The organism is Kitasatospora sp. NPDC096128 (assembly GCF_040303105.1).
Classification (GTDB): domain Bacteria; phylum Actinomycetota; class Actinomycetes; order Streptomycetales; family Streptomycetaceae; genus Kitasatospora.
Genome location: NZ_JBEOSP010000002.1, coordinates 1 through 26,460 on the forward strand (window position 1 = coordinate 1; position 26,460 = coordinate 26,460).

At 73.6% G+C, this 26,460-nt stretch carries 24 protein-coding genes; 9 read left to right on the forward strand and 15 right to left on the reverse strand.

Annotated features, from left to right (window positions below):
* Window positions 1-98: 98 nt before the first annotated feature.
* The 12 genes from ABTY61_RS02675 to ABTY61_RS02730 form a co-directional block, all read right to left on the reverse strand.
* Window positions 99-878 carry an HpcH/HpaI aldolase family protein gene (locus ABTY61_RS02675; protein WP_350503081.1) on the reverse strand — a complete coding sequence of 260 codons (780 nt, stop codon included), beginning with the start codon at window positions 876-878 and terminating at the stop codon, window positions 99-101.
* Window positions 860-2,599: an Ldh family oxidoreductase gene (locus ABTY61_RS02680; RefSeq protein ID WP_350503082.1), complete on the reverse strand. Its 1,740-nt coding sequence runs from the start codon at window positions 2,597-2,599 to the stop codon at window positions 860-862. Before ABTY61_RS02680 ends, ABTY61_RS02675 begins: the two co-directional genes overlap by 19 nt.
* 44 nt (window positions 2,600-2,643) lie before the next feature.
* Window positions 2,644-4,206 (reverse strand): hypothetical protein, encoded by a 1,563-nt coding sequence (locus tag ABTY61_RS02685; RefSeq protein ID WP_350503083.1) that lies wholly within the window; start codon window positions 4,204-4,206, stop codon window positions 2,644-2,646.
* Window positions 4,193-5,575 carry a phenylacetate--CoA ligase family protein gene (locus ABTY61_RS02690; protein WP_350503084.1) on the reverse strand — a complete coding sequence of 461 codons (1,383 nt, stop codon included), beginning with the start codon at window positions 5,573-5,575 and terminating at the stop codon, window positions 4,193-4,195. Before ABTY61_RS02690 ends, ABTY61_RS02685 begins: the two co-directional genes overlap by 14 nt.
* A gap of 13 nt (window positions 5,576-5,588) precedes the next feature.
* A complete protein-coding gene (locus ABTY61_RS02695) occupies window positions 5,589-6,254 on the reverse strand; it encodes a DUF6939 family protein (RefSeq protein WP_350503085.1) in 666 nt (221 codons plus the stop codon).
* Window positions 6,251-7,462: a GTP cyclohydrolase II gene (locus tag ABTY61_RS02700; protein WP_350503086.1), complete on the reverse strand. Its 1,212-nt coding sequence runs from the start codon at window positions 7,460-7,462 to the stop codon at window positions 6,251-6,253. Before ABTY61_RS02700 ends, ABTY61_RS02695 begins: the two co-directional genes overlap by 4 nt.
* Window positions 7,459-7,908 (reverse strand): cupin domain-containing protein, encoded by a 450-nt coding sequence (locus ABTY61_RS02705; protein WP_350503087.1) that lies wholly within the window; start codon window positions 7,906-7,908, stop codon window positions 7,459-7,461. Before ABTY61_RS02705 ends, ABTY61_RS02700 begins: the two co-directional genes overlap by 4 nt.
* A 58-nt stretch (window positions 7,909-7,966) precedes the next feature.
* A complete protein-coding gene (locus ABTY61_RS02710) occupies window positions 7,967-9,181 on the reverse strand; it encodes a Rieske 2Fe-2S domain-containing protein (protein WP_350503088.1) in 1,215 nt (404 codons plus the stop codon).
* A gap of 111 nt (window positions 9,182-9,292) precedes the next feature.
* On the reverse strand, window positions 9,293-10,396 hold the full coding sequence (locus tag ABTY61_RS02715) for a TfuA-like protein (RefSeq protein ID WP_350503089.1): 1,104 nt from the start codon (window positions 10,394-10,396) through the stop codon (window positions 9,293-9,295).
* The gene (locus tag ABTY61_RS02720) at window positions 10,393-11,688 is read right to left on the reverse strand and encodes a YcaO-like family protein (RefSeq protein ID WP_350503090.1); all 1,296 of its coding nucleotides are present in this window, start codon (window positions 11,686-11,688) and stop codon (window positions 10,393-10,395) included. The genes ABTY61_RS02715 and ABTY61_RS02720 overlap by 4 nt, the downstream gene beginning before the upstream one ends.
* 17 nt (window positions 11,689-11,705) lie before the next feature.
* Complete coding sequence (locus ABTY61_RS02725) at window positions 11,706-12,383, reverse strand: hypothetical protein (RefSeq protein ID WP_350503091.1); 678 nt, start codon at window positions 12,381-12,383, stop codon at window positions 11,706-11,708.
* Window positions 12,376-14,067, reverse strand: a complete 1,692-nt coding sequence (locus ABTY61_RS02730) for a hypothetical protein (RefSeq protein WP_350503092.1) — start codon at window positions 14,065-14,067, stop codon at window positions 12,376-12,378. Before ABTY61_RS02730 ends, ABTY61_RS02725 begins: the two co-directional genes overlap by 8 nt.
* 112 nt (window positions 14,068-14,179) lie before the next feature.
* Between ABTY61_RS02730 and ABTY61_RS02735 the strand changes: the two genes are divergently transcribed.
* The 8 genes from ABTY61_RS02735 (at window position 14,180) to ABTY61_RS02770 (ending at window position 22,184) form a co-directional block, all read left to right on the forward strand.
* On the forward strand, window positions 14,180-14,341 hold the full coding sequence (locus tag ABTY61_RS02735; protein ID WP_350503093.1) for a hypothetical protein: 162 nt from the start codon (window positions 14,180-14,182) through the stop codon (window positions 14,339-14,341).
* Between the two features lie 31 nt (window positions 14,342-14,372).
* A complete protein-coding gene (locus tag ABTY61_RS02740; protein ID WP_350503094.1) occupies window positions 14,373-15,221 on the forward strand; it encodes a phytanoyl-CoA dioxygenase family protein in 849 nt (282 codons plus the stop codon).
* 268 nt (window positions 15,222-15,489) lie between these two features.
* Window positions 15,490-16,473, forward strand: coding sequence for an ABC transporter ATP-binding protein (locus ABTY61_RS02745; RefSeq protein ID WP_350503095.1), 984 nt, complete (start codon window positions 15,490-15,492; stop codon window positions 16,471-16,473).
* Window positions 16,470-17,252 carry an ABC transporter permease gene (locus ABTY61_RS02750; RefSeq protein WP_350503096.1) on the forward strand — a complete coding sequence of 261 codons (783 nt, stop codon included), beginning with the start codon at window positions 16,470-16,472 and terminating at the stop codon, window positions 17,250-17,252. The genes ABTY61_RS02745 and ABTY61_RS02750 overlap by 4 nt, the downstream gene beginning before the upstream one ends.
* Complete coding sequence (locus tag ABTY61_RS02755) at window positions 17,239-18,033, forward strand: ABC transporter permease (RefSeq protein ID WP_350503097.1); 795 nt, start codon at window positions 17,239-17,241, stop codon at window positions 18,031-18,033. The genes ABTY61_RS02750 and ABTY61_RS02755 overlap by 14 nt, the downstream gene beginning before the upstream one ends.
* Before the next feature lie 10 nt (window positions 18,034-18,043).
* Window positions 18,044-19,021, forward strand: coding sequence for a class I SAM-dependent methyltransferase (locus ABTY61_RS02760; protein ID WP_350503098.1), 978 nt, complete (start codon window positions 18,044-18,046; stop codon window positions 19,019-19,021).
* 141 nt (window positions 19,022-19,162) lie between these two features.
* A complete protein-coding gene (locus ABTY61_RS02765) occupies window positions 19,163-20,506 on the forward strand; it encodes a helix-turn-helix domain-containing protein (protein WP_350503099.1) in 1,344 nt (447 codons plus the stop codon).
* Window positions 20,507-21,002: 496 nt separating this feature from the next.
* Window positions 21,003-22,184, forward strand: a complete 1,182-nt coding sequence (locus ABTY61_RS02770; RefSeq protein WP_350503100.1) for an alanine--tRNA ligase-related protein — start codon at window positions 21,003-21,005, stop codon at window positions 22,182-22,184.
* 251 nt (window positions 22,185-22,435) lie between these two features.
* Here the strand turns inward: ABTY61_RS02770 and ABTY61_RS02775 are convergent, their stop codons facing one another.
* The gene (locus tag ABTY61_RS02775; RefSeq protein ID WP_350503101.1) at window positions 22,436-23,248 is read right to left on the reverse strand and encodes a class I SAM-dependent methyltransferase; all 813 of its coding nucleotides are present in this window, start codon (window positions 23,246-23,248) and stop codon (window positions 22,436-22,438) included.
* A gap of 246 nt (window positions 23,249-23,494) precedes the next feature.
* Here ABTY61_RS02775 and ABTY61_RS02780 point away from each other — a divergent pair, with 246 nt between their 5' ends.
* On the forward strand, window positions 23,495-24,004 hold the full coding sequence (locus tag ABTY61_RS02780; RefSeq protein ID WP_350503102.1) for a DinB family protein: 510 nt from the start codon (window positions 23,495-23,497) through the stop codon (window positions 24,002-24,004).
* Window positions 24,005-24,018: 14 nt separating this feature from the next.
* Here ABTY61_RS02780 and ABTY61_RS02785 read toward each other — a convergent pair whose 3' ends face one another.
* Window positions 24,019-24,531 (reverse strand): hypothetical protein, encoded by a 513-nt coding sequence (locus ABTY61_RS02785; protein WP_350503103.1) that lies wholly within the window; start codon window positions 24,529-24,531, stop codon window positions 24,019-24,021.
* Window positions 24,532-24,754: 223 nt separating this feature from the next.
* On the reverse strand, window positions 24,755-26,422 hold the full coding sequence (locus ABTY61_RS02790) for a CehA/McbA family metallohydrolase (protein WP_350503104.1): 1,668 nt from the start codon (window positions 26,420-26,422) through the stop codon (window positions 24,755-24,757).
* Between the last annotated feature and the right edge of the window lie 38 nt (window positions 26,423-26,460).

The following is a 26,460-nucleotide window of genomic DNA, read 5'->3' on the forward strand; positions in this document are numbered from 1 at the left end:
AAGTCGGCGGGGTCGATGACGCCCTTGGCCTTGACCCAGGCGATCATGGTGTTGCGGATCTCGTCGGGACCGCGGTCGGGACCATCGGCGTTCGGCCTTCAGGAGGCCAGCGAGTCGATGCCCGAGAGGATCGCGTCGCGCAGCAGCTTGACCTCGTTGCCGAAGGCGATCAGCTCGAAGCCCTCGGCGGCGTAGGCGCGGGCCAGCTCCGGCGCGTAGGCGAAGATCCCGGCCTGCTTGCCGTGGGCTCGGGCGGCGCGAAGGACGGCGGCGCGAGCCTCGTCCATCGCGGGTCCGGTCATCACCCCGGGCTGCCCGAGCGCACAGGCCAGGTCGCCCATCCCGAGGAAGAGCGCGTCGACGCCGGGAGTGGCCGCGATCGCGTCGGCGTTCTCGACCGCCAGCGCGGACTCGATCTGCACCACGCAGGAGGTCCGCGCGTTGGCCTTCGCGAGGTAGCCCGCGACGTCGGCGAAGTAGCCCGACGCCCGCACCGGGTTGATGCCGCGCTGCCCCTCCGGCGGGAAGCGGCAGGCCGCAGCGGCCGCGGCGGCCGCCTCCGGGGTGTCCACCTTGGGGACCATGACCCCGGCGGCGCCCACGTCGAGCGCGTGCTCGATCAGATGGTGGTTCAGGTAGGGGACGCGCACGATCGGCGCGCAGGACGACCCGGTGAGCGCCTGGAGCATGTGCAGCGCGTCCTGCTTGGACATCGCCGACGCCTCCATGTCCAGCACCACCCACTGCAGGGGGAGGGTGCCGCACAGCTCGGCGAGCAGGCTGCTGCCGCTCAGCAGGAAGAGGCCGAGTGCCGGACCGGAGGACCCGTCGACCGCCTCGGCGAGGCTGGGGACCGGGCTCAGCAGGGGGTGGGACACGGTGCGATCCCTTTCGTCGGGTCGGTGGAGGCGAGGTGCCGGATCCGCTGCCACAGAGCGGTCGGCGGGGTGAGCAGGTCGGGGGCGTCCGTCCGGCGGACCGCCCGGCCGGGCAGCCGCGGCGCCCGCTCGTCGTCCACGCGCGGGCCGGCCAGCAGGTGCTGTTCGAGGGCGCCGACCGCCGCGCCGACCGAGGCGCCGGAGCGCCCCAGCGCGTCGACCCGGAAGGCGACGAACAGCCCGCCGTTGCCCGGACCCTGCGGCGCGGCCGCGTGCCCGGCGCCGGCCACCGCGCCCGCCAGCGTCTCGACCAGGGCGGCCAGCGCGTGGCCCTTGTGCCCGGCGACACCGCCCAGCGGCGCCAGTGCGGCGCGCGGCGGCTCGGTGTAGAGCAGCCGGGGGTCGGTGACGGACGCACCGTCGGTGCCGATCAGCAGGCCGGGCGGCACCTCGGTGCCCGCCAGCAGCGCCGCGCGGACGACGCCCTCGGCGGCCGCGCTGGTGCTCATGTCCACCACCAGCGGCGCGCCCGGCGGTGCGGGACAGGCCAGCAGCAGCGGGTTGGTCGCCCAGCGGCCGTCGGTGCCGCCGGCCGGCGCGACCTTGCGGCCCGCGCCGCAGAAGTTGACGAAGCCGAGCAGCACCAGCCCCTGGTCGGCGACCTCGCGGCCCAGCGGGGCCAGTCGGCCCAGGTGCCCGGAGTTGCGCAGCCCCACCACCACCGGTCCGCCGTGGGCGGCCCGGGCCAGCTCGGCGGTCAGCAGCCGGCGTACCAGGACGCCCGGTGCCCGGCCGCCGTCCACCAGCACCGCGCGCTCACCGGTGCGGTGCACCCGGGGGCGGGCGGTGGGGACGAGCTCGCCCGTCGCCACCGCGGCGACGTACTCGGGGACGCGCAACAGGCCGTGCGAGGGCTGGCCGTCGGTCTCGGCCGCGACCAGTTCGGCGGCGGCCTGTTCGGCGACGGGCGGCGGGAAGCCGGCCCCGGCCAGCGCGGCCGTGCACGCCGCCCGTGCGTCCGCGGCGCTGACCGGTGTCACGGGCCGCGGGTCCGTCGGCGTGCTGTCCGTCGCGGCAGGGGTGCCTTCGGTGACGCCCGGTGTGGTGCCGGCCGCCGCACCGGCCGGGGCGGGCGTCGTGAGGGTGCCCGGCGGCAGGTCGGCGGCCTCGGCCGCGGCGATCGCGTCGACCACCTGCGCCGCCGTCAGCGCGCCGGTCTCCACCTGCCGGACGCCGGGCACGGCGGCGACCTCCTCGTCCAGGTGGCTCCAGGACAGCCGCCCGTCCGCCTCCTGCACCTTGGTGTCGGCCAGGATCCGCTCGGCCAGCTGCTCGGGCCGCGCGCGCAGCCCGTAGAAGACCCACTCCAGGCGGGGATCGGCGAGCAGGTCGGCGAACTGGTCCAGGGTCCGGCCGGGCAGCATGACGCCGCTCAGCACCACGACCCGCGCGCCCCACTCCAGGTAGGAGTCCAGGCAGGCGCGCAGGTTGCGCCCGAGCACGGCGTAGAGCCGTTCGTCGGCCTGCCAGGGGTAGACGTCGGCGACGGCGTCGGTGTCGATCAGCGCGGCCGGGACCCGGTAGCGGCGCACCAGGCGCCGACCGGTCTCGGTCTTGCCCGCCCCCGGCGCGCCGGTGATCACCACCACCCGCACCCGGGCGGGCTCGGTCGTCACCGCCGTCACCGCCGTCACCGTCGTCACCTCGGAATCCACCTCCACCTCCAGCTCCGTGCCGACGCCGCCCGCGCTACCCCCCGGCGCGCTCATGTGCGCGGGGAGAGGTAGGCGACGGTCGTCACGGTGCGGCCGGTGACGACGCACGGCGCCGGCCGCGGAGCCCGGCGGAACCCCAGTACTTCGCCGAGCCGCCACTGCGACACCGCGTCCACCGCCTCCTCGCTCGCCTCCAACGGCGCCACGGCGACGGCGCGTTCGGTCAGGATCTGCCGCACGCTCGCGCTGTCGGCGGTCCGGCACTGGCGCTGGGCGAAGCCCCAGGCGCGCCGCAGGTATCCGTTGCCGACCTCGGCCAGCGCGCCCGGCAGCACATCGGCCAGCGCGGTCAGTTCGGCCGGCAGCAGCACGGCCTCCTCCCGGGTGTCCGCGCGCACCACCACGGCCCGGGTGCGGTCACCGGCGTCGCGGCGGGCCTGGAGGTAGACCCGCAGCGGCACGCCCTGGCGCCGCCAGCGCTTGTGCAGCCGGCCGACGGCCCGGCGGTCCGGCTCGGTCCGCAGCTCGCAGCGCACCCCGCGGGCGGTCAGCCGTGCGGCCAACTCCCGTGCGTCGGCGAGCTCCTGGGTATCGTCGCCGGCGAGGGTGAGGGCGATCTGGACCGGAGCCAGGTCGGGGTGGAGCAGCAGCTCGCCCTCGCTGTCCATGCCGAGCATCAGGTGGGTGAGCACCAGCCTGCGGGTGAGCGCGCCGGTCACGTGGTGAGTGAAGACCTGCTCGGCGCCCTCGCGGAAACCGACCCCGTAGAGCCGGGAGAACCGCTGGGCCTGGTCGTACAGGCAGCCCACCTGGAGGGTCGCGCCGTGCGGCAGTGCGACGTCGCCGCCGATGGTCCGGTCGGAGACCTGGGTGTTGTTGGTCCACGGCGGGCGGGTCGACCACAGCACCGGGACGTGCAGCCGATCGCCGACCTTCCGGGCCATCACCGTCGCCTGCTCGAAGCCTTCGAGGGCGTCGGCCCGGTCGGCGTAGCAGGCCTGGAACTCGTAGATGTCCTGGGCCTCGATCGCCCGGAACACGCTGCGCCCGGCGCGCGCGGGCCGGAAGTACCGGGCCTTGCGGTAGGCCCGGATCGGCAGGTCGCGGCGGCTGCGGACCATCTTCGCCCAGTGCGAGTAGACCGCGCCCTCGCCGGTGGGCGTCAGCACCATCCGCTTGCGTCCGGCCGCCCAGTCCTCGTCGCTGCCGGCGTAGAGCAGTGAGCCCTTCAGCGGCATGATCTCCCGGGTCGGCTCCAGCACCGAGTCGGGCACCAGCATCGGGTAGTCGAATTCCTCGAAGCCGGCCTGTTCGCAGGCGCCGGCGACGACGTCGTTGAAGCGGCGGATGATCCGCATGCCGTAGGGCAGGGTGACGGTCGCGCCGGGCAGCTCGATCGGCCCCTGGTCCAGCACGTCGGCGTCGCGCAGCCAGGTGGCGAAACGGCCGAGGTCGAAGCCCTCGCGGTGCGGTTCGGCGGCGTCCGTCAGCGCCACCACCTTGGCGCCGCCGCGCGCGGGCTCCCAGGGGAGGGTCGGCGGGACGGGCGCGGGCGGCGCGGGCAGCGCGGCGTCGTCCCAGGGCAGTACCCCGGTGGGGTCAAGCTCGGGCATGGGGACCCCCGGTGGTGGCGGCCGCGCCGAGCTCGGAGACGCAGAGCCGGAACTTGCCCGTGGAGGACTCCGGCATCCGGTCCAGCGACTCGAAGTCGATCTCGAACGGGAAGCCGGTGTGGTGGTGGATGCGCTCGGTCAGCGTCTCGGTGGTCTGCCGGCTGAGCCCCTGCGGGGTGTAGACCTTCACCGCGAGCCGGTGCGGCTCGCTCTGCACGACCTGGAACCAGTGCACCTCGGGGAAGCGCATGAACAGGTACGAGAAGAGGTACGCGTCCACGTGGTCGCCGCTCGGGGTGACGATCAGGTCCTGGAGGCGCCCGGCGACCGAGGTCATCGCGGGGTAGGGCAGGCTGGTGGCGGCGCTCGCCGGCAGCGGCGCCGCGAGGTCGCTGGTCTCGTAACGGATCAGCGGCATCGAGCTGTTGTTCAAGGTGGTGAGCACCATGCGGCCGGTCCGGCCGTCCGCGCAGGGCTCGTCGTTCTCGTCCAGGAACTCCACGAAGACGTTCTCGGCCTGGATCAGCATCGCCCCGCCGCCGGGCTGCTCGTGCGAGACGATGTTGGTCTCGCGCATGCCGTACTTGTCGTACACCTCGCACTCCAGCACCCGGGCGATGGTCTCGCGCAGTGCGGGCGGCAGCGGCTCGGAGGTGCCCTGGACGGCGCGCAGGCCCGGGATCCGCAGCGAGCGCCGTTCGGCCTCCTTGGCGATCAGGTGCATCGCGTTGGAGTAGGTGCTGACCAGCGCGGGCTGGAAGCGCACCAGTTCGTCGGTGACCGAGGTGACCAGCTGCGGGGAGAGGCGGAAGGTGTTGAACTCCCGGCGGTTGGAGAGCAGGTTCTCGGCCCGGTCGACCAGCTGCTTGAACGACCAGTAGATCTCCGAGCCCCACAGCAGTACGAAGGGGTCCCCCAGCTTCCAGCCGCTGCACCACTCGTAGGTGCGCAGCTGGTGGGCGCGCATCCACATCCGGAAGTCGGCGTCCTGCTGGAACTGCGCGCGCCGGCCGGTCGAGCCGGAGGAGTAGTTGGTCTGCAGGGTGGCGCGGTCGGCCTCCGAGGAGACCAGCTGCTCCTGCTCCCTGATCAGCACGTCGCGCGTGAGCAGCGGCAGCTTGCGCAGGTCCGCCGCCGTCTCCAGGTCCCGGATGCCGCGCTCGTCCATCACCCGGCGGTAGTACGGGACGGTGCGGTAGGCGTGCCGGACGGTGGCGCGGAGCTTGTCGAACTGCAGCTCCGCGATCTCGGCGGGCGTCCGCTCCTGGTTGGCGCGCAGCCACTGGAGGCGCTCCTTGACGCCTGCTCTGCCGCGCAGTCGCTGCTCCTGCCAGTACAGGGAGCCGGCGAGTCGTCGGGGGAGGTGCATGGCCCGCAACCTTTCAGTACTGGTGGAACCGCAGATAGCGGTCCAGGGGGAGGTCGGCGTTCAGGCAGTGCGCCGAGTCCGGGTGCAGCGCCCGCCACCGGTCCAGGCGGCCGGTGAGCTCCTCGATCCGGCCGCCGAACCAGGCGGCCAGGACGGCGGAGTGGCTGAAGGAGGTCCGGGCGTCCTCGATGTCGGTGTTGTCGTCCCAGTCGTAGAAGACGACGTCCCGGCCCCGGTCCAGGGCCGCGCGCAGCTCGTCCAGCACCGCGTCCGGCACCAGCCGGTCGAGCAGGTGCAGGTACGTGGGCAGGTAGACCGCGTACCGGGCGGTGACCAGGTCGATCTCGGTGCCCGCGTAGCTGAGCGTGGAGGCCGGGTAGTCGAACCCGGCGGCGCGCTGGTCCTCGGTGGGGCGCTTGACGGCCGGGCGGGTCAGCAGGGTGAGGTCGGTGGCGCCGTCGACCAGCTTGAGCGACTGCCAGACGCTCTCGACCGAGCAGGAGACGACGTCCAGGCCGGGGACCGGGATGCGCCAGTGCGGGTCGAAGTGGAACGGGTTCATCGTGACGAAGCGGCGCATGCCGTCCGGCGCCGCGAGGGCGGTGTCGACCAGCAGTGCGTCCCGGTCGGTCAGCGCGAGCCCCTCGGCCCGGCTGACCGCCCGGGTGGTGCCGGTCATCGCGGCGTCAGGACGGCGTCGAGCGCACCGGGGGCCGGGGCCAGCTCGAACCAGCCGTCGCCGGTGCGGGTCAGGGTGCCGTAGCGGGCGGGCTCGCGCTCGATGTCGGCGCGCACCGCCCGGTGGGCCGCGGTGGAGTCGGAGGAGTCGGTGGCGACCAGGCGGAGGTGCCCCTCGCGGCCGTAGACGTCCAGGCCGGGCAGCCGGTGCTCCAGGCGCCACTGCGGCCGGGGCGCGCGGTAGGCGTTGCGGCGTTCCCAGTCGACCAGCCGCAGACCGGCGGCGGCGGCCGCCTCGCGCAGCGGCTCGGGCAGGTCGGCGAAGGGCACCACGACGGCGGCGGCGCCCAGGCCCGCGTACACCGCGAGGTCGTCCGCGCGGGGCAGGTCGGTGAGGTAGACCACCGGGGTGCCGGCCGGGGCCGACCCCGGGGCGGCGGCCGCCAGGCGCCGGGCGAGGTCCCAGTCGGTGCTGTCGACCTGGGCCAGCGGGGTCCCGGCGTTGCCGCCGCCGGGCACCGCCAGGCAGGCCACCGAGCGCTCGGGCTCGCCGGCGACCGCGTCCTGGAGCGGCTGCAGCCAGTCGGCGTGCGTCTCGAAGGACCAGCGGTAGCCCAGGTCCTCCTTCTCCAGCATCAGGGTGCTCATGTTGTGGATGTCCAGCGGGGCTTCCAGAGCGGCGAGTTCGACCTCGAAGCCGGCCTCGCGCAGGAACGCCTCGCGGCGCGGGTTGTTGCTGAGCAACTGCACCGAGGGGACGCCGAGATGACGCAGGATCGCCACCACGGGCTCGTAGCTGCGGGCGTCCACGGGGGCGTCCAGGCGCGCGTACACGGCGTCGGTGTCGAGGTTCTCCTGCTGGCGCATCGCGTAGATCGCGAAGTGCGCGGCGATGCCCAGGCCGCGGGCGTCCTGGTCGACGCCGTAGAGCAGCAGGCCGCGCCCGCTGCGGGCGAAGCTGTCCATGGCCTGCTCCAGCTGGTAGCCGCAGTCGCACTGGGCCGAGCGCAGCACGTGGCCGAAGATGCAGGCGGACTCGATGCGCAGCGGCATCGGTTCGTCGCTGTGCAGCTCGCCGGTGTAGGCCGCCACCCAACGGTTGCCGTCGCCGAAGTCGAAGTGCCACAGGACGAACGGGGTTTCGCCGCCGTCCCAGCGCAGGGGCAGGTGGGCCGGGCCGTCGGGGACGGGCAGGGGGAGGGTGCTCACTTGGACAGCACCTCCATGACCGCCTCTTCCTCGCGCACGATGGTCATGCGGGTGTGCGAGTCGATCGGGTGGTGCGGGACGCCGAACGCGAGGAACTCCAGCTCCTCGTCGTTGACCGGTCCCTGGACGCCGTGCGGGTAGTCGGCCGGCACGTAGATCGAGTCCCCGGTGCGCAGCACGTAGTCCTTGCCGTCGATGTGCAGCGCGCCCAGGCCGTTCAGGACGTACAGCAGGTGGGCGCCCTCGTGGACGTGCAGCGGGAAGGCGGTGCCGGGCTGCATGATGATCCGGTCGACGCCGATCGGCAGTCCGGCGGCGGTGCGGCCGCTGGCACCGGGCACGCCGGTGATGTCCTCCAGGCGCAGCCCGGAGTCGTCGAACATGGTGCGGCGCACGCCCTCCAGGACGTTCTCGATGTGCTCTTCGGGACGGAACAGCTGACTCACGGCGGGACTCCTCGGGTTGCGGGACAGGGGCTGAACAGGCACGTGGGACCGGTCGGTCTCAGGTGAGTTCACTGAGAATCGGGCGGCTCTGCGTGCGGCGGGGCATCGCGATGACGTCCGCGCCCAGGTCGGACCAGCGCGGGCGCAGGCCCTGCTCGACGGCGGTCAGCTGCTCGAAGAGCAGTCGGCGCAGCAGGGTGATGCCCCGGTCGGCGCCGCCGAGCCGCTCGCGGGTGCGGTCGGCGATCGCGCCCTGGGTGACCCAGGCCATCACGTCCTGCCCGTCGATGGTGTCGAGGTTGAACGAGCCGTCGGCGTGCTTGATCTCGGCCTCGGAGAGGTGGTAGCGGGTGCCGGTGGCAGTGTCGTCGTCCGAGCCGCGCCCGGCACCCGGCCGCCCCGGGAAGCGGATCTCGGCGCCGGGGGCCGGCGCCGCCGCGCCCCGGCCGCGCACCTCGTACCAGATGTGCCAGGTGCGGACGTCGTCCAGCGGGACCCGGAACTGCAGCGAGCGGAAGTTGCGGTTGCTGACGTACATCGCGGCGGGGAAGAGCACCAGCTGTCCGACCGCCCAGTCCTCCTCGGCCCGGTCCTGCTCGGTCAGCAGGCGGCGCTTGACGATGCCCAGGTCGTCGGTGTCGAAGCCGAGTTCCTCGTGGTGGGCGACCTCGTACAGGTCCTCGTTGCCGGACTGCCGGTTCTGGTGGTTGGCGAAGTGGCCGTGCAGCCACTCCAGGTGGACGGGGTCCAGGCCGTTCTCGACGATCTGCAGCCAGTTGCAGTCGATCACGGCGGTGCGGATGGAGACGTCGACGTCGGTCTCCACCATGAGGTCGAACCTGGGCAGCTCGGGCGGCGTCCCCGGGGCCAGGTAGGCGAACACCAGGCCGCCCAGCTCGCGCACGGGGTAGGCGGGCTGGGTGACCCGGTCCTTGAAGCCCAGCGACGGGTCCTCGTTCGGCTGGTCGAGGCAGGCGCCCTGGCCGCTGAAGAGCCAGCCGTGGTACGGGCAGCGCAGGCCGCGCTCCTCGACCATGCCGAACGCCAGCGAGGTGCCGCGGTGCGGGCAGCGCTCGTCGAGCATCGACCAGCTGCCGTCCGTCCGGCGGAAGAGCGCGAAGCGCCGGCCGAGCAGTTCGACCGGGCGGACCTGGCCGGGCTCCCACCCGACCGAGACGGCCACCGGCATCCAGTAGTGGCTCAGCAGGTCGCCCATCGGCGTGCCCGGGCCTACCTCGGTGAGCCGGCGGTTTTCGTCGATGCTGAGCGTCATGCGAGCCCTTTCGGGAGTGGTGTGGATTCCGGTGGACGTCACGGAAGAGGAAAGACCGCTAAGGCCTAGTCATATTCTGAGTTTATGGTTGTCATATTTCCTTGTCAAGAATCATTCGCGGCGCCCGGAAGGCAGTGGAACGGCGGGCTGCGGGCCGCCGGACTCCGGGGCGTCCGGGCCGGCCGCCAGCCCCGCCCGGGCCGCGTCCAGCAGGCCGCGCCGCTCCAGCTCCCGCAGCACCGGGCCGCTGAGGTCCCCGCGCAGGTGGCCGGAGACCACCTCGCGCAGCGCGCCGCCCTCCTCGGCGTGCCTGGCCCTGATCTCGTCCGGGACCAGTACGCCGAGGTGCTCGGCCTCCCGCCGCACCAGCGTGTCCAGCAGCGCGGCCGAGGCCACCTCCGGCTGCTGCTCGGCCAGTCGGGCCAGCGCGGCGGCGGCCGGGACGCCCAGCGCCTGCTCCATCGCCCGCTCGCCGCGCTGCTGGCGGACCGTGCGCAGCAACTTCTCCCAGTAGTACGTGGGCTCGAAGTCGAATTCGCAGACCGGCGGTTGGACGCCCTCGGCGACCAGGTCGCGGATCCGGGCCAGCAGTGCGAGCGCGTCGTCCCGCTTGGCGTCCGGCCGGGTGCTGCGCACGTGGTCCCGCAGGGCGTCGAGTTCGGCCTGCGGCAAGCCCGCCTTGCGGCCGTCCACGTACACCTGGCCCCACGAGCGGTCGGGGTAGAAGGTGCGCTTGGCCGCCGCCAGCAGGGTGTCGTGCGTGGCCGCTCCGATCGCCCCCGCCCGCAGGGCGCCGGCCAGGCCCGCCCGCAGGTTGACCATCGCTTCCGACAGCGGACGGTAGCCGTCCTCGCCCGGCGCGTGGACGATGGTCACCTCGTCGTCGTCGGTGAGCCGGCCGTCCCGGAAGTCCTCGAAGACGCTGCCGACGCCGTCCATGCCGAAGGCGTGCAGCTCGGCGGCGCGCAGCGCACCCATGCTGGACGCGCCCACCACCCGGACCCCTCGGCTCATCGCGAAGAGGATCTCCTTGTGCCACACCGCCGGGACCTGCTCGAACAGCCCGTCGACGATGCCGATCACGGTGGGCGGTTCGCGGTCCAGGACCAGCTCGGTCACGTCCCCGCAGCTGACCGGCGGCAGGTAGTGGGCGTCCAGCACCTCACGGGCCCGCTCGACGGGCAGGCTCGGGCCGAGGAAGACGTAGACGCTCATGCGGATTCCTTCCGAGCGCGGGCCAGGCGCGCGGTGGCGCGCGGACCGGGGGTGTAGCCGATGAACAGGGAGTAGTGCTCCAGGCCCGGCACGACGACCTTGACGGTGGGGATGCCGACCTCCGGCTTGCTGAGGTCGACCGCGACCACCTGCTCCACGCCGACCTTGCGCAGCCGTTCGAGCACCGCGTCCAGGTCCTCGTTGAGGGTCGGGTTGTCGATCCCGGTGGTCGGGTCGAACGGCCGGGTACCGGGGCGGGCGAAGAACACCTCGCGGGTGCGGGCCAGCGTCTTGGCGCTGTTCTGCGCGTTGTACATGGTGCGGAAGTTCTCGTCCCGGCTGGCCGCGATGACGGTGACCCGGCTCTGCGCGACCTCGGTCAGCGCACGGGAGAGCGCCACGGTGGGGGAGGTGTGGGCGCCGTAGCCCCAGCAGGCGCCGAAGGAGCGCCAGGCCACCCGGTCGGCCCGCTCCACCGCGCAGGCCTGGAAGGCCGGGATGCCGGTGTCGCAGGTGACGTCCCAGACGGCGACCTCCAGGCCGCCCTCGGCGAAGGCGTCCAGCAGGCCCCGGCAGCCGGGGTCGTCGATGGTGGCCGGATCAAGCTTGGCGGCCTCGACGTCGGAGCGTTCGCGCAGGCTCTGCCACCACATGGTCAGCGCGTCGCGCTCGGCCAGCTCGCAGATGCCGTGGATGGTGGCCTCGACCAGGTTGTTGCCCGAGGCCAGGCCGTTGGAGCTGACCCGGAAGGTGGTCGAGGCGTAGTCCAGGCCGACCTTGTTCAGCATGACGCTCTCGTGCGGCAGCCAGATCGGCTCGCCGCCCATCAGCTCGTGGCCCTCGGTCCACAGCAGCGGCAGGTCGGTGCGCAGCGTCGAGCGGGCGGGCGTCTCGCGCGAACCCGTGCCGGTGGTGTCCAGGCCGCCGCGCAGCGGCAGTTGGTGGATGTCCAGGACGGGCAGCCGGCGGCGCAGGTTCTGGTACGAGTCATGGCGCAGCGGTCCGTCGAAGAACTCGGCGTGCCAGCACTCGATCGACTCCATCAGGGCCGAGACGGCGGCCGCGGCGTGGTCCACGCCCTTGCCCTGGGAGACCGACAGCGAACGGGAGTTGGGGCGGATGGCGTTGTAGACCGGGATGCCGAGCCAGTCCAGGCCGGTCATGTTGGCCAGCCGGGTGATGCCGAACTGCCCCATCCGGGAGCCGAAGTCGGCCAGCGTCTCGGCCGGCGGCCGGGCGCGGTGGGTGCCGTCCCGGTGTTCCTTGGGATGGCGTTGCTTCAGTTCTTCCATGGCGTCGGCGCCACCCTTCATATCGTGTCCGGTACTTGGAAGATCGCGTAGTCGCCGTCGACGACCAGGGCGGCGGCGAAGCGGCGCAGGCCCGGGCCGGCGGCGGTGGGGATCCGGACCTCCAGCGCCTCGGCGCCGGGCGCCAGCGCGCGGGGGAGCAGGGGGTGCTCGGGGTGGCCGCCGATCGGCTGGCGACTGGCGGCAAACCAACTGCGCTGCGCCAGAGGGGCGTTGAACTCCACCCGGAGCGCGGTCGGGCCGACCAGCAGCCGGCTGGGCGGGGCGAAGCCGTGCGGGAGGCTGTAGGCCGGGCCGCAGCGCTCGCAGATGTACAGCTCGCGTGGCCGGGACGGGGCCCAGTGCGGCACCAGTTCGATCCCCAGCAGCTCCCGGCCGCAGTGGTGCCGCAGTCCGGTGGCGCGCTCGGGGCGGTAGCCGAAGGCGCCGGTGAGGTAGTCGTGCACGTCGGGGCCGCGGCGGCTGAGGATCGTGGCGAGGAAGGCGCACAGCGCGCGGTCACCGGCGTCGGCCCGCTCGACCGGGTTACCGGCGGCCTCCGCCCTTGCCCGCAGGTCGAGTTGGCCGGCGAGTCGGCGTCCGGTCATCGCCGGGTAGTCGCCGCCGGCGACGGCGGCCCGGACCATGACGGCCTGGAGCACGTGCCGGGCGGCCCGGTCCAGGCTCTGCTCAGTCATGCTGTCCGTCCTGTCCTGGAGCGCCGGTGAAGACCCGGACGCGTGAGAAGGCACCGGCCGCGGCGTGGCAGAGCGTCACGCCCTCCCCGGTCGGCTCCGGCAGGTGCTGGCTGCCCGTTCCGGCCGGAACCGGCGCCGGGGACCGGCCCGCGCCCCCGCCCCGGCCCACCGTGGTGCACCACCCGGACAGCTGCCCGGGGTCCCAGCGGACCAGCCCGTCGGCGTGGTGGTGACGGGCGTCGAGCGGGACGTCCGCCGGGCCGGCGGGGGTGTCACTGAGCAGGCCGTGCACCGCGCAGCGGCGCACCGTGCGCCGGTAGGCGGGGTGCAGCACGGCGGCGTACTCGGTCTCGGTGGCCGGGCCGCCGCACGCGGGGCAATGGCCGTCGGGCCGCGAGCCGGTGGGCCGGCAGAGCTGCTGCCAGGCGTCCTCCGGCGCGGCGGCCAGGAGCCGCAGCAGCGCGGTGTCCAGTTCGGTCGCGTTCACGGGGGCCCGCATCGAGGCCACGGCCGCCTCGGCGAACCGACCGCTCAGCAGCGCCGAGTCGGTCGCGGCGGCGAACTCGGCCGCGAACAGCAGGTCGACGGTGGACTGCCACGGGCGGGCCGCGGCGCGTGCGGGGGCGGTGGCGGCGCGCGCAGGGGCGGTGGCCGGCCGGTTGGTGGCCGTGGTCGGGCGCGCCGGGGCGGCGGCCGCGGCCGGGGCCCGGTCGGGCCGCTCGGCGGCGTCGGCCGGCGGCAGTACGAGGTCCGGGTCGCCCAGGCAGACGTACGAGGCCGGCCCCTGTGCGGACAGCCGGTTCACGCGCAGCGCGACCTCGCCCAGCGAGGCCCCTTCCTGCAGCAACTGGGCCACGGCCACGCCCAGTTGCGGGGTTCCGTGGTTGATCCGCGTGGAGGCGACGACGCCCGCCACATGCGCACCGCGCAGCAGTCGCTGGGAGAGCTGGAACCGCGCACCGAGCAGACCGTCGTGCGGCTGGTAGGCGGAGCAGGAGAGCAGGACGAGCAGCCGGGCGCGTACGGCCTGCGCGCCGTGGAAGGCCCGGAAGCCGCTCTTGTGGTCCAGCCGGCACGGCCCGCCGCCCTGGCAGGGCAGGAATCGCTCCCCGGCCTGCGCGGGTGCGGGCTTGAGCCGGTCGACCTGGAGGCAGAGCACGTGCTCGCCGACCCGGAAGTCGGCGCCGTTCCCGTGGCTGTGCAGCACCACGGCCTCGGCGCCGGAACGGAGTTGTTCGATGAACTCACCGGACTGCGCGGAGCCGTAGACGCCCGGCCGATCGGCGGGCGGGGTGCGGCGGAAGTCGGTGTAGTAGAGCGACCGGTGGCGGTGACGGGGGGTGGGGGCGTGCAGGGCCGCCGCCCGGACCACCAGTTCGGCGGCCTCGGTCCGGTCGGCGGGCAGCGGCAGCACGCCGACCGGGAGGTTGAGCTCGCGGCCGCGCCCCATCAGCGCGTTGACCTCGTGGAAGCCGAGCTCCTCCTCCGCCGGCAGCACGAAGGCCGAGTCGCCCCGTTCCGCCGCCAGGTCGAGGGCCCGCAGCGCCTGATCCGTGTCCGCCACGGCGAGGAAGGGCCGCTTGAGTGCTTCGGCGTAGCGGCGGGCGAGCTCCCCGGTGCCACCCTGCCCGATGACCAGTCCGCCCGTGCGCCCGGGAGTGGCACGGACCTTCAGCGCATTCATGACTGAGTTGATATCACGTGCAGTCAAGCTTGTCACTATTCGAGTCATAAGATAGCTTCGCCAGGCCGCGCACCCGCGCTGGCCCCTGTCCGGCGTGTACAAGGAGTAGCGAATGACGCACGACGAAAATCTGCCAACCGGGTCCGTGGAAGGCGCCGAAGCGGCCCCGGAGGAGTCCCCCCTGGCCGCCGGGGAGCGCGACGAGCAGGAGTATTTCGAGAACCTCGCCGCCGTCAAGGACAGCATCCTCGAAGGTGTCATCACCCACTGGTGACAACTCGTTCGTCCACGTAGGAGGAGGAATTTTGACAATTCACCAGCCGCTGGACGCCCAGCAGCGGGATCTGTTCCGCGACCAGGGATTCCTCGGTCCGCTCACCCTGATGACCCCGGAAGAGATGGCCGGGCTGCGCGCCGAACTCGACGCGGTGCTGGAGACCCCGGGCCGGGCCCCCGCGCCCGACGCCGAGCAGTCGCGCGGCCGGCTCGCCGACCTGATGGCCCGCCGGCGGGGCGGCTCCCCGGTCCCGTACGTCGAGTCGCGCCACCTGGACGCCCCGGCCGTGCACCGCCTGTGCACCCACCCCGCGCTGTTGGCGGTGGCGCGCTCGCTGTACGGCGAGGACCTGCTGCTGTGGCGGTCAACCTTCATCGTCAAGGCCTCCGAGGGCCCGGCGTTCGGGTGGCACCAGGACTGGGGCGGGGTCTTCGCGCCGGGGGAGGCCTATGGCCTGGAGCCGCCGCTGGCCTTCACGTTCTGGATCGCGATCAGCGAGGTGCCGGAGGAGAGCGGATGCCTGCGGTTCGTGCCGGGGCCCGGAACGGTGCTGCCGGCCGCGCCCTCGGGCGCCGGGCGGCGGGCCACCCTGCTGGTGGGCGACGACGTGGTGGACACCGACAGCGCCGTGGCGGTCCCGCTGCGGCCGGGGCAGTGCGTGGTCTTCACCGACCGGGCGCTGCACGCCTCCGGACCCAATGTGTCGGGGGCGGAGCGGGTCGGCCTGGCCGTCCGCTTCACGGTGCCCGCGGTGCGGGTGCGCCCGCACTTCCCCGGGCACGCCGTGGTCCTCGCCTCCGGTCGGGACACCGCCGGCCTGAACGTCCTGGCGGCCCCGCCGGAGGCTGCCCCGGAAAACTTGCCGGAGAGAAGTTGACTCGATGCATTGACTCGAACTGACATCGAAGTCTAGAGTTCTAGTCATGGGGGCCGACCGGCTCCCCCTGATGAAAGAGGGAAAGAGATGAACATCTCCCGCGAGATCGCCGAGCTGCTCACCAACGACGAGCTCGACATCGTTCTGGGTGCGGCCATGATGGCCGAGACCATCTGACTTTCATAGTCAGGCCGGGCTGTCGGCGGGAATTCCCGCCGGCAGCCCGGCCAACAATCGGTTCCTGAATTCTCCAGCATTAAGGATTCTGATGGCATCCGGAACTGGCCAGTCCGCGCCGGTCCTCCAGGTCGCCGGGGTGTCGCGCTCCTTCCGCTCCCGGCAGGGCACCGTCCAGGCGCTCAAGGGTGTGGACCTGACGGTCGGACCGGGTGAACTCGTGGGTCTGCTGGGCCTGAACGGCGCGGGCAAGAGCACCCTGCTGAAGATCATCTCGACACTGCTGCTGCCCACCGGCGGCACCGTCCGGGTCTGCGGCCACGACGTGGCCCGCCGCCCCCGGGAGGTCCAGCGCAGGCTCTCCCTGGTGCTCGGCGGCGAGCGCGGCCTCTACCTGCGCCTGTCGGCCCGTGACAACCTGCGCTTCTTCGCGACCCTCACCGGACTGAAGGGCCCCGACCTCGCGCGCCGCTGCGAGCAGGCGGTGGAGTTCGTCGGCCTCGGCCCCGCCGCGGACCGCCCGGTCGAGACGTACTCCAAGGGCATGCGCCAGCGCCTGCACCTGGCGATCGGCATGGTCACCCGCCCCGAACTGCTGCTGCTCGACGAGCCGACGGTCGGGCTGGACCCGGCGGAGGCGGAGAACATCCGCACGGCGGTCTCCGCGATGCGCGACCAGGGCACCACCATCCTGCTCACCAGTCACTACCTCAACGACATCGAGCAACTGGCCGAGCGCGTCGTCGTCCTGCACGACGGACGAGTGCTGCACGACCTGCCGCTGCCCCGCCTGCTGGAGCGCGCCAAGACCGCCGCCGTGGTCACCCTCACCGGCCGCGGCACCGCGCCACCGCAACCGCCGGTCGCGCTGGACGGCCTCGCCTCCGTCGGCACGCTCCAACAGCACGCCAGCAGCTGGTCGTTGGAGCTGCACGTGCGCGCCTGGACCCCCGAGTCGCTGCGCCACCTCGCCGACCTCTGGCCGGACCAGCAGCTCACCGACGTCCGGGTCGCGCCCTCCGGCCTGCAGCAGGTCTTCATGGAACTCGCCGACGATGTGAAGAGTCCCGCGTGAACCACCTCGCGCCCGCGCCCTGGTGGCGGGTGGCCGCAGCCGCCTTCCGCCTCCAGTTCCGCGGCATCTCCTGGCTCAGCGTGCTGGTCGGCGCCGCCATCCAGCCCGCCACCTACGTGACCATCACCCTGGCCGCCAACCACCGGGGCGGGCTGGACCCCGACGCGGTGGTGCTCGGCAGCGCCGTGCTCTCCGCCTGGACGGCCACCCTGTGGCACGCCGGCATGGTGCTGCGCCGCGAGCTGTGGGCCGGCACGCTGCCCGCCATCTGCTCGCGACCGGGCGGTCTCGGCCCGATCCTGACCGGCAAGTCGGTCGCCTCGGCCACCCTCTCGGTCGCCGTCATCACGGTCTCGGTGAGCCTCTCCGCCGCGCTGAGCGGGCACCCGCTGACCGTCGCCCGGCCCGTGGAGTTCACCGCCGCGCTGGCACTCGGCTTCGCGGCCACCCTGCCGCTGGGCCTGCTGGTCGCCTGCCTCTTCCTGCTGACCCGGGCCGCCCTGCGGGTGGCGGAGGCGCTGGTCTACCCGGTCTTCATCGTCGGCGGCCTGCTCATCCCGCTCGCCGCGCTGCCGGGTTGGGCCCGACCGGTGTCCGGCGGGCTGAGCCTGCACTGGCTGAGCGTCCTGCTCGCTGACGCGGCGGCCGGCCGGCCGTCCGGACTGCTGCCCTGGTGCGCGCTGCCGGTCACCGGACTGCTCTACGCCCTCGCGGCCCGAATCGCCTTCGGCCGCGTCCTGCACCGTGCCCGCAAGGAGGGCAGCCTTGAGATCTTCTGACCTCCTCCCCGCGCTGGCCAGAACGGGACGCCTCGGCGTCCGCGAGTACCTGGTCGACTACCCGTCCCGGATCCTGCTCGGCGCGGTGCTGCCGCGCGCCCTGCTGCAGGTCGTCTTCCTCACCATGCTGGGACGCGCCGTCGGCGGCGCCGACGGCGCGCTCGCCGCGGGTCTGGGCGCCTCCGCCTTCAACATCGTGTCGCCGACCGTGATCAAGGCGCCCGACGTGCTGATCAACGAGCGGCTCCAGGGCACCCTGTACCGGCTGCGGATGACCGAACTCCCGCTGTCGGCCCTGGTCGCCGCCCGCTGGGTGGTCTACGCGGCCGAGGGGCTGGTCGCCGCCCTGCTCGCGGTGCCCGTCGTCGCGTTGGTCACCGGACGCACCGAGCCGCTGACCGACCTGCCCGCCACCCTGCCGCTCTACCTGCTGATGGCGCTCACCGCCAGCGGCTTCGGCCTCGCCCTCGCCGTGGTGGCGGTGGGTCGTCGTGCCGACGTCTTCCTGACCAACTTCGGCTCCTACCTGGTGCTGGCCTTCAGCGGCGTGCTCGCCGCCCTGCCCGCCGGCGGCCCGCGGGCCCTGGCGGGCGCGGTGCTGCCGATCAGCCACGGCATCGCCGCGCTGCGCGCCGTCCAGGACAACGCCGACACCGGCCAGGTGCTGCGGCTCGCGGCGGCCGAGGCCCTGGTCGGGATCGGCTGGGCGCTGGCGGCCGTGCTGGGCCTGCGGGTCCAGGCCTACCGACTGCGCCGCTCCGGCAACGACTTCCTGATCTGAGAGGCCCCCGATGACCGTGCCGCTCAGCCCGGACTCCTTCGCGCCGCTGGACGCGCAGCAGACCCTGCACCTGTTCGACGCGCTCACCTGGTTCCCCGCCGACCGGGCCGACGTGTGGCAGCGGGTGGCCGACCACGTCGGCGCCCACGCGACCCATGCGCCCTGGCCGGCGCCGCAGGACTGCCGCACGGTGGCCGCCCGGGTGCTGGCCGGTGCCGCCCCGGACGCCACCGCGCTCTACCGCGCGAAGTACGAGGTGATGACCGCGCTCTACCCGGACGACTGGTTCACCTTCATGAACCTCGGGTACTGCGACGACGCACCCGTGCCCGACCAGCCGTCCGGATACGGCGACCCGGTGTGGCGGTTCGCCGCCAGGAACTACGAGTTGACGGCGGATCAGGTCGACCTCACGGGTGCCGACGTGCTCGACGTGGGCTCGGGCCGGGGCGGCGGCACGGCGTACATCGCCCGGACGCGCCGGCCGCGTTCGATCCTCGGCGTGGACCACGCACGGACCGGCACCGCGTTCGCCCGGCGTGTGCACCGGGTGCCGGGCCTGGCCTTCGGGGATGCCGACGCCGAGCGCCTGCCGTTCCCGGACCGGAGCTTCGACGCCGTCCTCACCGTCGAGACGGTGCACTGCCTGGCGGACGCCGACCGCTTCCTCCGCGAGGCGGCCCGGGTCCTGCGTCCCGGCGGGCACCTGCTGCTCGCGGACGAGTGGCCGGCTGTGGACCTGCCGCTGTCACGGGTGGCGGCGGCGGGTCTGCGGGTGGTCGCCCACCTCGACATCACCGAGGGTGTCGTCCGCGCCCTGGACCGGCTGCCCGACCGCGCCGACGAGCTGATGTCGCGGCTGCCGGAGGGGCCGGAGCGGGAGGTCTACCGCCGCTTCTTCCATCAGCGGCTCTGCCGCGACTCGGGCCGGAACCTGCGCAGCGGACGCTTCGGCTACCTACGGCTGCACGCCGTCAAGGAGGGCTGACCGCCGCCCGCGGCTGTCCGGGGCCGGGTGAAGGGCGGCCCGGGGGAGAAGGTCGCTCCGGGTCGTCCCCGGTCGCCCGGAACCTGCCTTGACAGGTGATGTCAACTGCTAGTCTTCATGCAGAGTCAAGGAGGTGTGGCCATGGTGGATCTTCAGGGCCTCGGATCCCGCATCCGGCAACTGCGCCGGGCGGCCGGGATGTCGCAGGCGGATCTGGCGGGGGGCGATCTGTCGTCCAGTTACATCTCCCTGCTCGAAGCCGGCAAGCGCAATCCGTCCAGCGCGGTGCTGGAACAGCTGGCCGAACGGCTGTCCTGCGACCCGGCGAACCTGCTGAGTTTCGTCGAGCGCGCCCAGACCGGCGACCTTGAGCTGGAACTGCACTACGCGGAGATGACGCTCCGCACCGGCGACGCCGTCGGCGCGCTGCGGGCGTACACGGAGCTGCAGGCCAAGGCCGCCGCGTCGGGCGAGCAGGAGATCGCGGAGGCCGCCGAACTGGGCGTGGCCACGGCGCTGGAGCACAGCGGCCGGCTCGAGGAGGCCGTGGTGCGCTACGAGGCGCTGCGGACCTCGGCCCGGCAGGCGAACAGCCGCGGCTCCCAGCTCGCCGTGGTCGTGGCGCTCTGCCGCTGCTACCGCGAACTGGGCGACCTCTCGTACGCCATCGACCTGGCCGAAACCACGCTGGCCCAGGTGCAGGAGCTCAACCTGGCGCCCACCGTGGTCGGCATGGAACTGGTCTCCACCCTGGTCGGGCTGCACTGCGAGCGCGGGGACCTGCACCGCGCGGCCTACCTCGCCTCCGTCGGCATCGAGCAGGCCAAGGAGGTGAGCGACCCGAGGGCGCTCGGCGCCGTCTACTGGAACGCCAGCGTGGCCGCGCACAGCAACGGCCGCTCCGGTGACGCGCTGATGCTGATCCGACGGGCGCTGGCGATCTACTCGGAGGGCGACAACCACCGGGCGCTGGCCCGGCTGCGCAACACCTACGCGGCGGTGCTGCTGCAGACCGACGAACCGGACGTGGACACGGTGAAGGGGCTGCTGCAGCAGAGTGCCGACGTACTGGCCAGCCAGGGCAGCAGCGTCGACATCGCCTACTGCGAGACGGCGATGGCCCGCGCCGAACTGCTCTCGGGCCACCCGGGGGCTGCCGTCGGCCACGCCCGCCGGGCGCTGGACCTGCTCGGCCCCAAGCACCGGCTGGAGACGGCCCGGACACTGCTGGTGCTGGCCGCCGCCCACCTGGAGCAGGGCGACGAGGAGGCGGCCCGGCTCGCCTACGAGCGCGGCGCGCTGACCTTGGAGGCTTCCGGGGCGGGGCGCCAGGCGGCTTTCGCCTGGGCGGAGCTGGCCGAGGTGTTGGAGCGCTCGGGCCAGGAGGAGCGCGCGGTGTGGGCGTACCGGCAGGGCATGCGCTGCATGGGCCGGCGCGGGACTCTGGTCGGCGAGGTCGCGAAGTCGGCGCCCGGCCTCTCCTGAACCCGGCCGGCGTGGAGTCGGACGCGATGGGCGGCCCCGGTTGACGGGGCCGCCCATCGGCGCGTCTGGGCCCGACTCGCGGGGGTGCGTCAAGGTGCTGGGGCGGCTGCCCGTCAACAACAGAGCGGGATGTCCGCCGGCGAGATGCCCGCGGCCACGGTGCGCTGGGCGTGCCCGTTGTCGAGCGAAGCGGTTCTGTTCTGCACGGGGGACAGGGTCAGCACGGCGGCGACGAGCAGAAAGGCGGACGTGGTTATGAGCTTGGGAAGCATAAAAGGCCCCGATCGCGGATCTAAGAATGTCTTGACAGGAACTTCACTCCGAATAATGACAACGGTGACTCCGCTTGTCAATGATCTCCAATCCGGGCGATTTGCCCAGGGTGTCCGGTGTATCCCGATTCCTTCGCCGAGGTGGAGTTCGCAGCGGGGTGCGGAAGAGCTGTTAAGGTGCCAGTATTGGACAGTCAATAATCGAGTCATGAGTGATGTGATGAATGATTGCGCACACGGCTGAGCCGGCTCAGCTGTTCGTCGAGTCCCTCACCGGCGCCGGGTACCGGCGGCATCACCCGCGCAGCCTGGGCGCCGACGACGGGCCGCTGTCCGGAGACCTGCGCCGGGAGGGCGGTTCCGTCGCGCTCCAGTGGGGCGTCCACACGGGCCGGCTGGGCGCGCTGCCCGAGGCCGTGCCGCTGACCGCCCGGCGGACGCTCAGCGCGGCCTGGGTCGGCCCGCGCCTGCCCCAGGACGTCCTGGGCGACGTGTTCGAGGCGCTGTGGGCCTGCGGCCTGGACCGGGACGCCGTGGTCTGCCGGCTGGCCGACCGGGGCCGGGAGGGCGACCCGGTCCGGGCTGCGCTGGCCCGCCTCGGCATCCCGCAGGCCGGCGAGGACCCGGACGCCGGGGCGCCGCCCGACACGTCCCACCGGAGGCACGGGACACCCGGCGTCCTGCTGTCGCTGGACTGCGAACTCGGCCCGGCCTGCTCGCCGGCCTGCACGCCCGACTGCCTCTGCGGCCGCTACCTCCACCTGGGCGACGGCCGGTTCACCCGGCCGGCGCGGTCGACCGGCCTGCCGGTGTTCGAGTTCCTGGCCGCCGAGGACGCGGTGTCCTGCGGCGCCGCCGGGCTGGCCGACCCCTTCGACCTGCCGCCCCTGCGCGGCCTGCTGGAGGCGGTCGGCGCCCGGCTGCCCGAACTCCTCACCCTGCCCGCGCCCGGGCAGGCCCTGCGCCTGGTCGTCGACCACACCCGCGCGGTGGCGCTGCTGCTGGCCGCGGGCTTCGGCCCCGGCCCGCGCGGCCCGGCCCGCGCGACCCGGCGGCTGCTGCGCCGGATGGCCGGCACCATGGCGCTGGCCGGCGCTCCCGTCGCCGGGCTGGCCGACCTGGTGGCGCTGGCGGGCGGTGCCCACGGCTTCCCCGCCGTCTCGGTGGCCGCCCGCTACCTGGTGGAGCGTGAGACCGCCGCCTTCGACCGCGTGGTGGCGGCCGGCCACCGGCGCTTCCTGTGCTGCCTGGCTCGGCGCCCGACCCCCGACGAGCTGGCGGTCGAGCTGGCCCGGCTGCGTTCGGAGCGCGGCGTTCCGCTCGCACTCACCCTCAACTGGTGCCGACAGCACGGGATTTCCGTCCCGCTGTCGCTCATCGCCGCAGCCGACGCGCGGGATGTGTGAGCCCCGGCGGAATCCATGGGCGGGGGTATTTCCCGGAGTGCCGGGCGATGTGTGGTCGAACAACGGAGAAGCCCGCGGGCTTTGGATCCCGGCCGCCGCAAAAGAAATCCGGCCGGGAGCGGGCGGGTCGACGTCGGGCCGCGGCGCCTTCGGCCCCGGGTCCGTCCGTGGGCGATCTGGACGATTTGGACGACCTGGATGATCTGGACGGGCCCGGGACCGGGACCGGGAGGGTTGCGGCGGGCCGCCGGTCAGGTGCGGGTGGCGGTGACGAGGTGGTAGTCGAGGAGGCCGTGGCGCCAGGCGGGGAGGAAGTTGCGGGTCCAGTGGTCGGTGGGGACGTTGTCGGTGAGGTAGCGGTCGAGGCCGGGCCAGACGTCGGGGCCGATGGATTCGGTGGTGACGGGGGTGAAGCCGGCGTCGGTGAGGTCGGTGGTGAAGTCGTCGAGGGGGTGGGCGACGTCGAGGCCGTCGGCGAAGCTGGCGAGCAGGATCTTGAGGCGTTCGGCGACCTCGGGGCCGGGGGCGGCGAAGAAGGTGGTGACGACGAGGCGGCCGCCGGGGCGCAGGACGCGGGCGGCTTCGCGGGCGAAGCCGGTGAGTTCGCGGAAGTGCTGGGCGGCTTCGACGGAGTAGAGGCCGTCCAGGGAGGCGTCGGCGAAGGGGAGCCGGTCGGCGGAGCCGAGGGTGTAGGCGAGGCGGTCGGGATAGGTGGCCAGGGCGCGGGCGTTGACGGCGCGGGCGCGTTCGATCTGGTCGGGGTGGATGTCGACGCCGGTGACGGTGGCGAAGCGGAACTCCCGTAGCGCGAGGGCCGCGCCGAGGCCGCGGCCGCAGCCGACCTCGGCCAGGAGCAGTTGCTCGCGCGGCTCCGGGAAGGCGTTCAGCACCCGGCGGTAGAGCTGCTCCTGGCTGTGCACCCGGTCGTCGGGGCTGGGGGCGGTCAGGTCGATGCCGTGCCAGTCACCGAAGTTGATGAATCCGCCCGCGAAGGAGGGGGCGGTGCTGAGGTCGTCGGCACCGTACGTCCGGCGTACCGTCGGGGGGATGTGGTTGTGGTCCATGGGCGGTCGGGTCTCCTGCTCGGTTCGTGCCCGGCGGTCGGGCGCGCCGAGGTACGTACCCAAACCGGTGGTGGTCCGAACACGGTACGTGACGAAGCGGTTTCGGGGTTGACGGGGCGTGGAAACCCGGTGTCCGGCGGGGGCCGTGTTCGCTAGAGTCCGCCGAAGTCCGCCACAGTCCGACACCGTCCGCTCGCCGGCCGACCGGACCCGCCCCAGGGCGCGAGCACGAGGAGCACGACCCCCATGAGCACCGAGGACCGGCCCGTACCGTCGTTGACCGGCGGCGAACGGGAGATGCTGCGCGGCTTCCTGGACTTCCACCGGGCGACCCTCGCCATGAAGTGCGAGGGCCTGAGCGACGAGCAGCTGCGGCAGTGCTCCAGCCCGCCGTCCACGCTGAGCCTGCTCGGGCTGGTGCGGCACATGGCCGAGGTGGAGCGCACCTGGTTCCGCAAGGTGATCGACGGGGAGTCGATTCCGCTGGTGTGGTCCGAGGAGAACGACTACCAGGTGGCCTACGACGCCACCGGGGCCACCCGCGCCGAGGCCTTCGACGCCTGGCGGGCCGAGGTCGAGCACTCCCGCCGGATCGAGCTGGCGGCCCCCTCGCTGGACGTCACCGGCTACCAGCCGCGCTGGGAGGCCGAGGTGTCGCTGCGGCTGGTGATGCTGCACCTGATCCACGAGTACGCCCGGCACAACGGGCATGCGGACTTCCTGCGCGAGGCCATCGACGGCACGGTCGGGGTCTGACGCCCCGGCCGCTCCTACCAGCCGAGCAGGTGGGTGCGGGCGGCGAGCGCGTCGAGGACGGACTTGGCGGTGGTCTCCGGCGTGAGGGCGGAGGTGTCGAGCTCGTACGGGGTGGTGGCGGCCGTAGTGGTGAGGACCACGTGGTGGAGGGCCGCGCCGGTGGTGCGGCTCTCGCGGCGGAAGGTGTCCAGGGTGGCCGGTGCGCCGGGGCACTCGACGACGACCTGGTAGCCGCCGGTCGCGTAGGCGAAGGCGGCCTGGGCGGCGGCCGCGAGGACGGTGACGTCCTGCCGGTCGGCCCCGGGCCCGTGCGCCGGCAGCCGGCCGTTGCGGATGACCTGGAGGAAGTCGTCCGTCCGCAGATGGACGCTCGGGTGCAGCTCCCGGACGAGCAGCTCCGCGACCGGGCTGCCGCCCGCTTCTGCGCCGGCGGCCCCGGCGGCCCCGGCGGCGTCGACGAGGACGAGGACGCCCCCGGCACCCCGGCCGCCCCCGAGCTCCGGCCCACCTACGGTCGTACGGTTCACAGCTGCTGATCCCTTCACGGGCCGGGGACGGGACGCCGCTCGAAGCGACGCTGTGGACGGGCAGCCGGGGCGAGGCGGTGGGAGCACGCAGGAGCCGGTCGGCCCGGATGCGGACAGCCGACCGCCTCGTCCCTACGACTGATGCGTTTCGGGGATCAACCTAGTCCAAACGGGTGCCCCGAGTCGTCCCCCTCCCGGTCCGCGGGCAGGTGGCCGGGCCCGTTCAGTGCTCCTCGGCGCGCAGCACGATCGGGTTGGTGAGGGCTGCCATCGGGCCCCAGGGCAGCTCCTCGCCCATCGTGTTGCCCTTGCCGGGCGTCCCGTCGGCCCTCGGGTGGCGCACCTCGGCGCGGACGTAGCCGGCGAGCGAGGCGGTGGTGCGCCAGACCACCGTGCCGGAGCCGCCGGCGGGCAGCGACTCCTGGTGCATCTGGCCCTCGTCGGTGATCAGCCGGACGGTGCCGCCGGGCACGCCGGAGACGGCCAGCCGGACGTCCACCGGGGCGTCGGCCGGGACGGTCAGCTCCTCGCCGATGCCCGCCTGGCGGCCGCCGCCGGTCGCGGTGAGGTCGAGCCCGACGGCGGCGGACTCGGCCAGCCAGCTGCGCCCGGCGCGCAGCCCGTCGAGGACCGCGTCGCGGGTGAGGTCCTCGGCGAGGACGACGTTGTGCGGGAGGCCGATCACCTGGGGAGCGCTGTGGGCGTCGCTGTTGCCCATGGCGGGCCGCCAGGAGCGGCCGCCGGCTCCGTTCCCGCCGCCCCGGAGGGCCACCGCGAGCTGGGAGTCCCAGGTGTCGACGGCCGACTCGTCGTCGTACGTCCAGGGCCCGTTCCACACCTCGACGGCGTCGGCCTGCTCGTAGCCGAACTTCCACTGGCAGGCGACGTACGGGCAGTACGGGTGCGCGGGCACCACCAGGCCGCCGGAGCGGTGGACCTGGCGGACGAAGCGGGGGAACTCCTCGTCGCGGGAGCGGTAGCGCCAGTCGACGAACCGGCCGGCCTCCAGGCCCAGGGCCAGCCAGTGGCCGTTGCGGGTGGTGATCTCCTCGCCGGGGAGGATCAGCAGGTCGGGGCCGGCCAGCGGGCCCCAGACGGCGTGAGAGGAGCTGGTGTTGTGGTCGGTGGAGACGATGAAGTCCAGGCCGGCCGCGCGGGCCCCGGCGGCCACCTCCTCGGGCCGGCGGCGCCCGTCGGAGTGCACGGTGTGCAGGTGGCAGTCGCCCCGGTACCAGGCCCGGCCGCGGCCGCGGGCCCGCTCCGGCGGGTAGGCCGGGGTGAACTCCGGGCCCGGCTCGCCGAACCGGAGGGTGACCTGCACGTGGTAGTCCAGGCCCTGCGGGGCGACCTGGTACGGGCCCAGGGCGATGTGCCAGGTGCCCGGGTTGATCGGGCCGGGGAGGTAGCCGGGGGTGGCGGTGCCGCGGGCGAGGGCGAACTCGGTGCGGAAGCCGCCGGACCAGCCGCGGAAGCCGTCGCCGCCGAGGTCGGTGCCGCGCTCGTCGAAGATGCCGATGTCGCAGGAGTTGCCGGGGGTGCCGGCCGGGACCGGGGGCTTGTCGTAGCCGTAGGAGACGGCGATCTCGCGGACGCCGTCGGGGACTTCGAGCGGGAGGTAGACGAAGTCGGGGCAGCCGGCGGGGAGGTGGCCGGTGAGGGTGAGGGTGCGGTCGGGGCGGTCCGTCGTGTCCGTGTCCCGGCTCGGGGCGGCGGAGGCGGTGCCGGCGGTGGCGGCCAGGCCGAGGGCGGCGGCGGCTCCGGTGGCGAGGCCGGTGCGGAGCAGGTCGCGGCGGGCGGGGCGGGTCGGCTCTGCGGGGTCGGTCGGTGTTGCGGGGTTCGAGGGGGATGCGGGGTGCGAGGGCTGTGCCGGGGGTGTGGGGTCGGCGGGCATCGGGGCCTCCGGGCTGGGATGGGCGGGTCCGTCGGTTC

What these genes read in the sequence shown, in the direction of transcription:
- ABTY61_RS02685 (WP_350503083.1), bottom strand. Translation starts at nt 4,206, where the DNA reads ATGCCCGAGCTTGACCCCACCGGGGTACTGCCCTGGGACGACGCCGCG.
- ABTY61_RS02690 (WP_350503084.1), bottom strand. Translation starts at nt 5,575, where the DNA reads ATGCACCTCCCCCGACGACTCGCCGGCTCCCTGTACTGGCAGGAGCAG.
- ABTY61_RS02695 (WP_350503085.1), bottom strand. Translation starts at nt 6,254, where the DNA reads ATGACCGGCACCACCCGGGCGGTCAGCCGGGCCGAGGGGCTCGCGCTG.
- ABTY61_RS02710 (WP_350503088.1), bottom strand. Translation starts at nt 9,181, where the DNA reads ATGACGCTCAGCATCGACGAAAACCGCCGGCTCACCGAGGTAGGCCCG.
- ABTY61_RS02715 (WP_350503089.1), bottom strand. Translation starts at nt 10,396, where the DNA reads ATGAGCGTCTACGTCTTCCTCGGCCCGAGCCTGCCCGTCGAGCGGGCC.
- ABTY61_RS02720 (WP_350503090.1), bottom strand. Translation starts at nt 11,688, where the DNA reads ATGGAAGAACTGAAGCAACGCCATCCCAAGGAACACCGGGACGGCACC.
- ABTY61_RS02725 (WP_350503091.1), bottom strand. Translation starts at nt 12,383, where the DNA reads ATGACTGAGCAGAGCCTGGACCGGGCCGCCCGGCACGTGCTCCAGGCC.
- ABTY61_RS02730 (WP_350503092.1), bottom strand. Translation starts at nt 14,067, where the DNA reads ATGAATGCGCTGAAGGTCCGTGCCACTCCCGGGCGCACGGGCGGACTG.
- ABTY61_RS02735 (WP_350503093.1), top strand. Translation starts at nt 14,180, where the DNA reads ATGACGCACGACGAAAATCTGCCAACCGGGTCCGTGGAAGGCGCCGAA.
- ABTY61_RS02745 (WP_350503095.1), top strand. Translation starts at nt 15,490, where the DNA reads ATGGCATCCGGAACTGGCCAGTCCGCGCCGGTCCTCCAGGTCGCCGGG.
- ABTY61_RS02760 (WP_350503098.1), top strand. Translation starts at nt 18,044, where the DNA reads ATGACCGTGCCGCTCAGCCCGGACTCCTTCGCGCCGCTGGACGCGCAG.
- ABTY61_RS02765 (WP_350503099.1), top strand. Translation starts at nt 19,163, where the DNA reads ATGGTGGATCTTCAGGGCCTCGGATCCCGCATCCGGCAACTGCGCCGG.
- ABTY61_RS02770 (WP_350503100.1), top strand. Translation starts at nt 21,003, where the DNA reads ATGATTGCGCACACGGCTGAGCCGGCTCAGCTGTTCGTCGAGTCCCTC.
- ABTY61_RS02775 (WP_350503101.1), bottom strand. Translation starts at nt 23,248, where the DNA reads ATGGACCACAACCACATCCCCCCGACGGTACGCCGGACGTACGGTGCC.
- ABTY61_RS02780 (WP_350503102.1), top strand. Translation starts at nt 23,495, where the DNA reads ATGAGCACCGAGGACCGGCCCGTACCGTCGTTGACCGGCGGCGAACGG.
- ABTY61_RS02790 (WP_350503104.1), bottom strand. Translation starts at nt 26,422, where the DNA reads ATGCCCGCCGACCCCACACCCCCGGCACAGCCCTCGCACCCCGCATCC.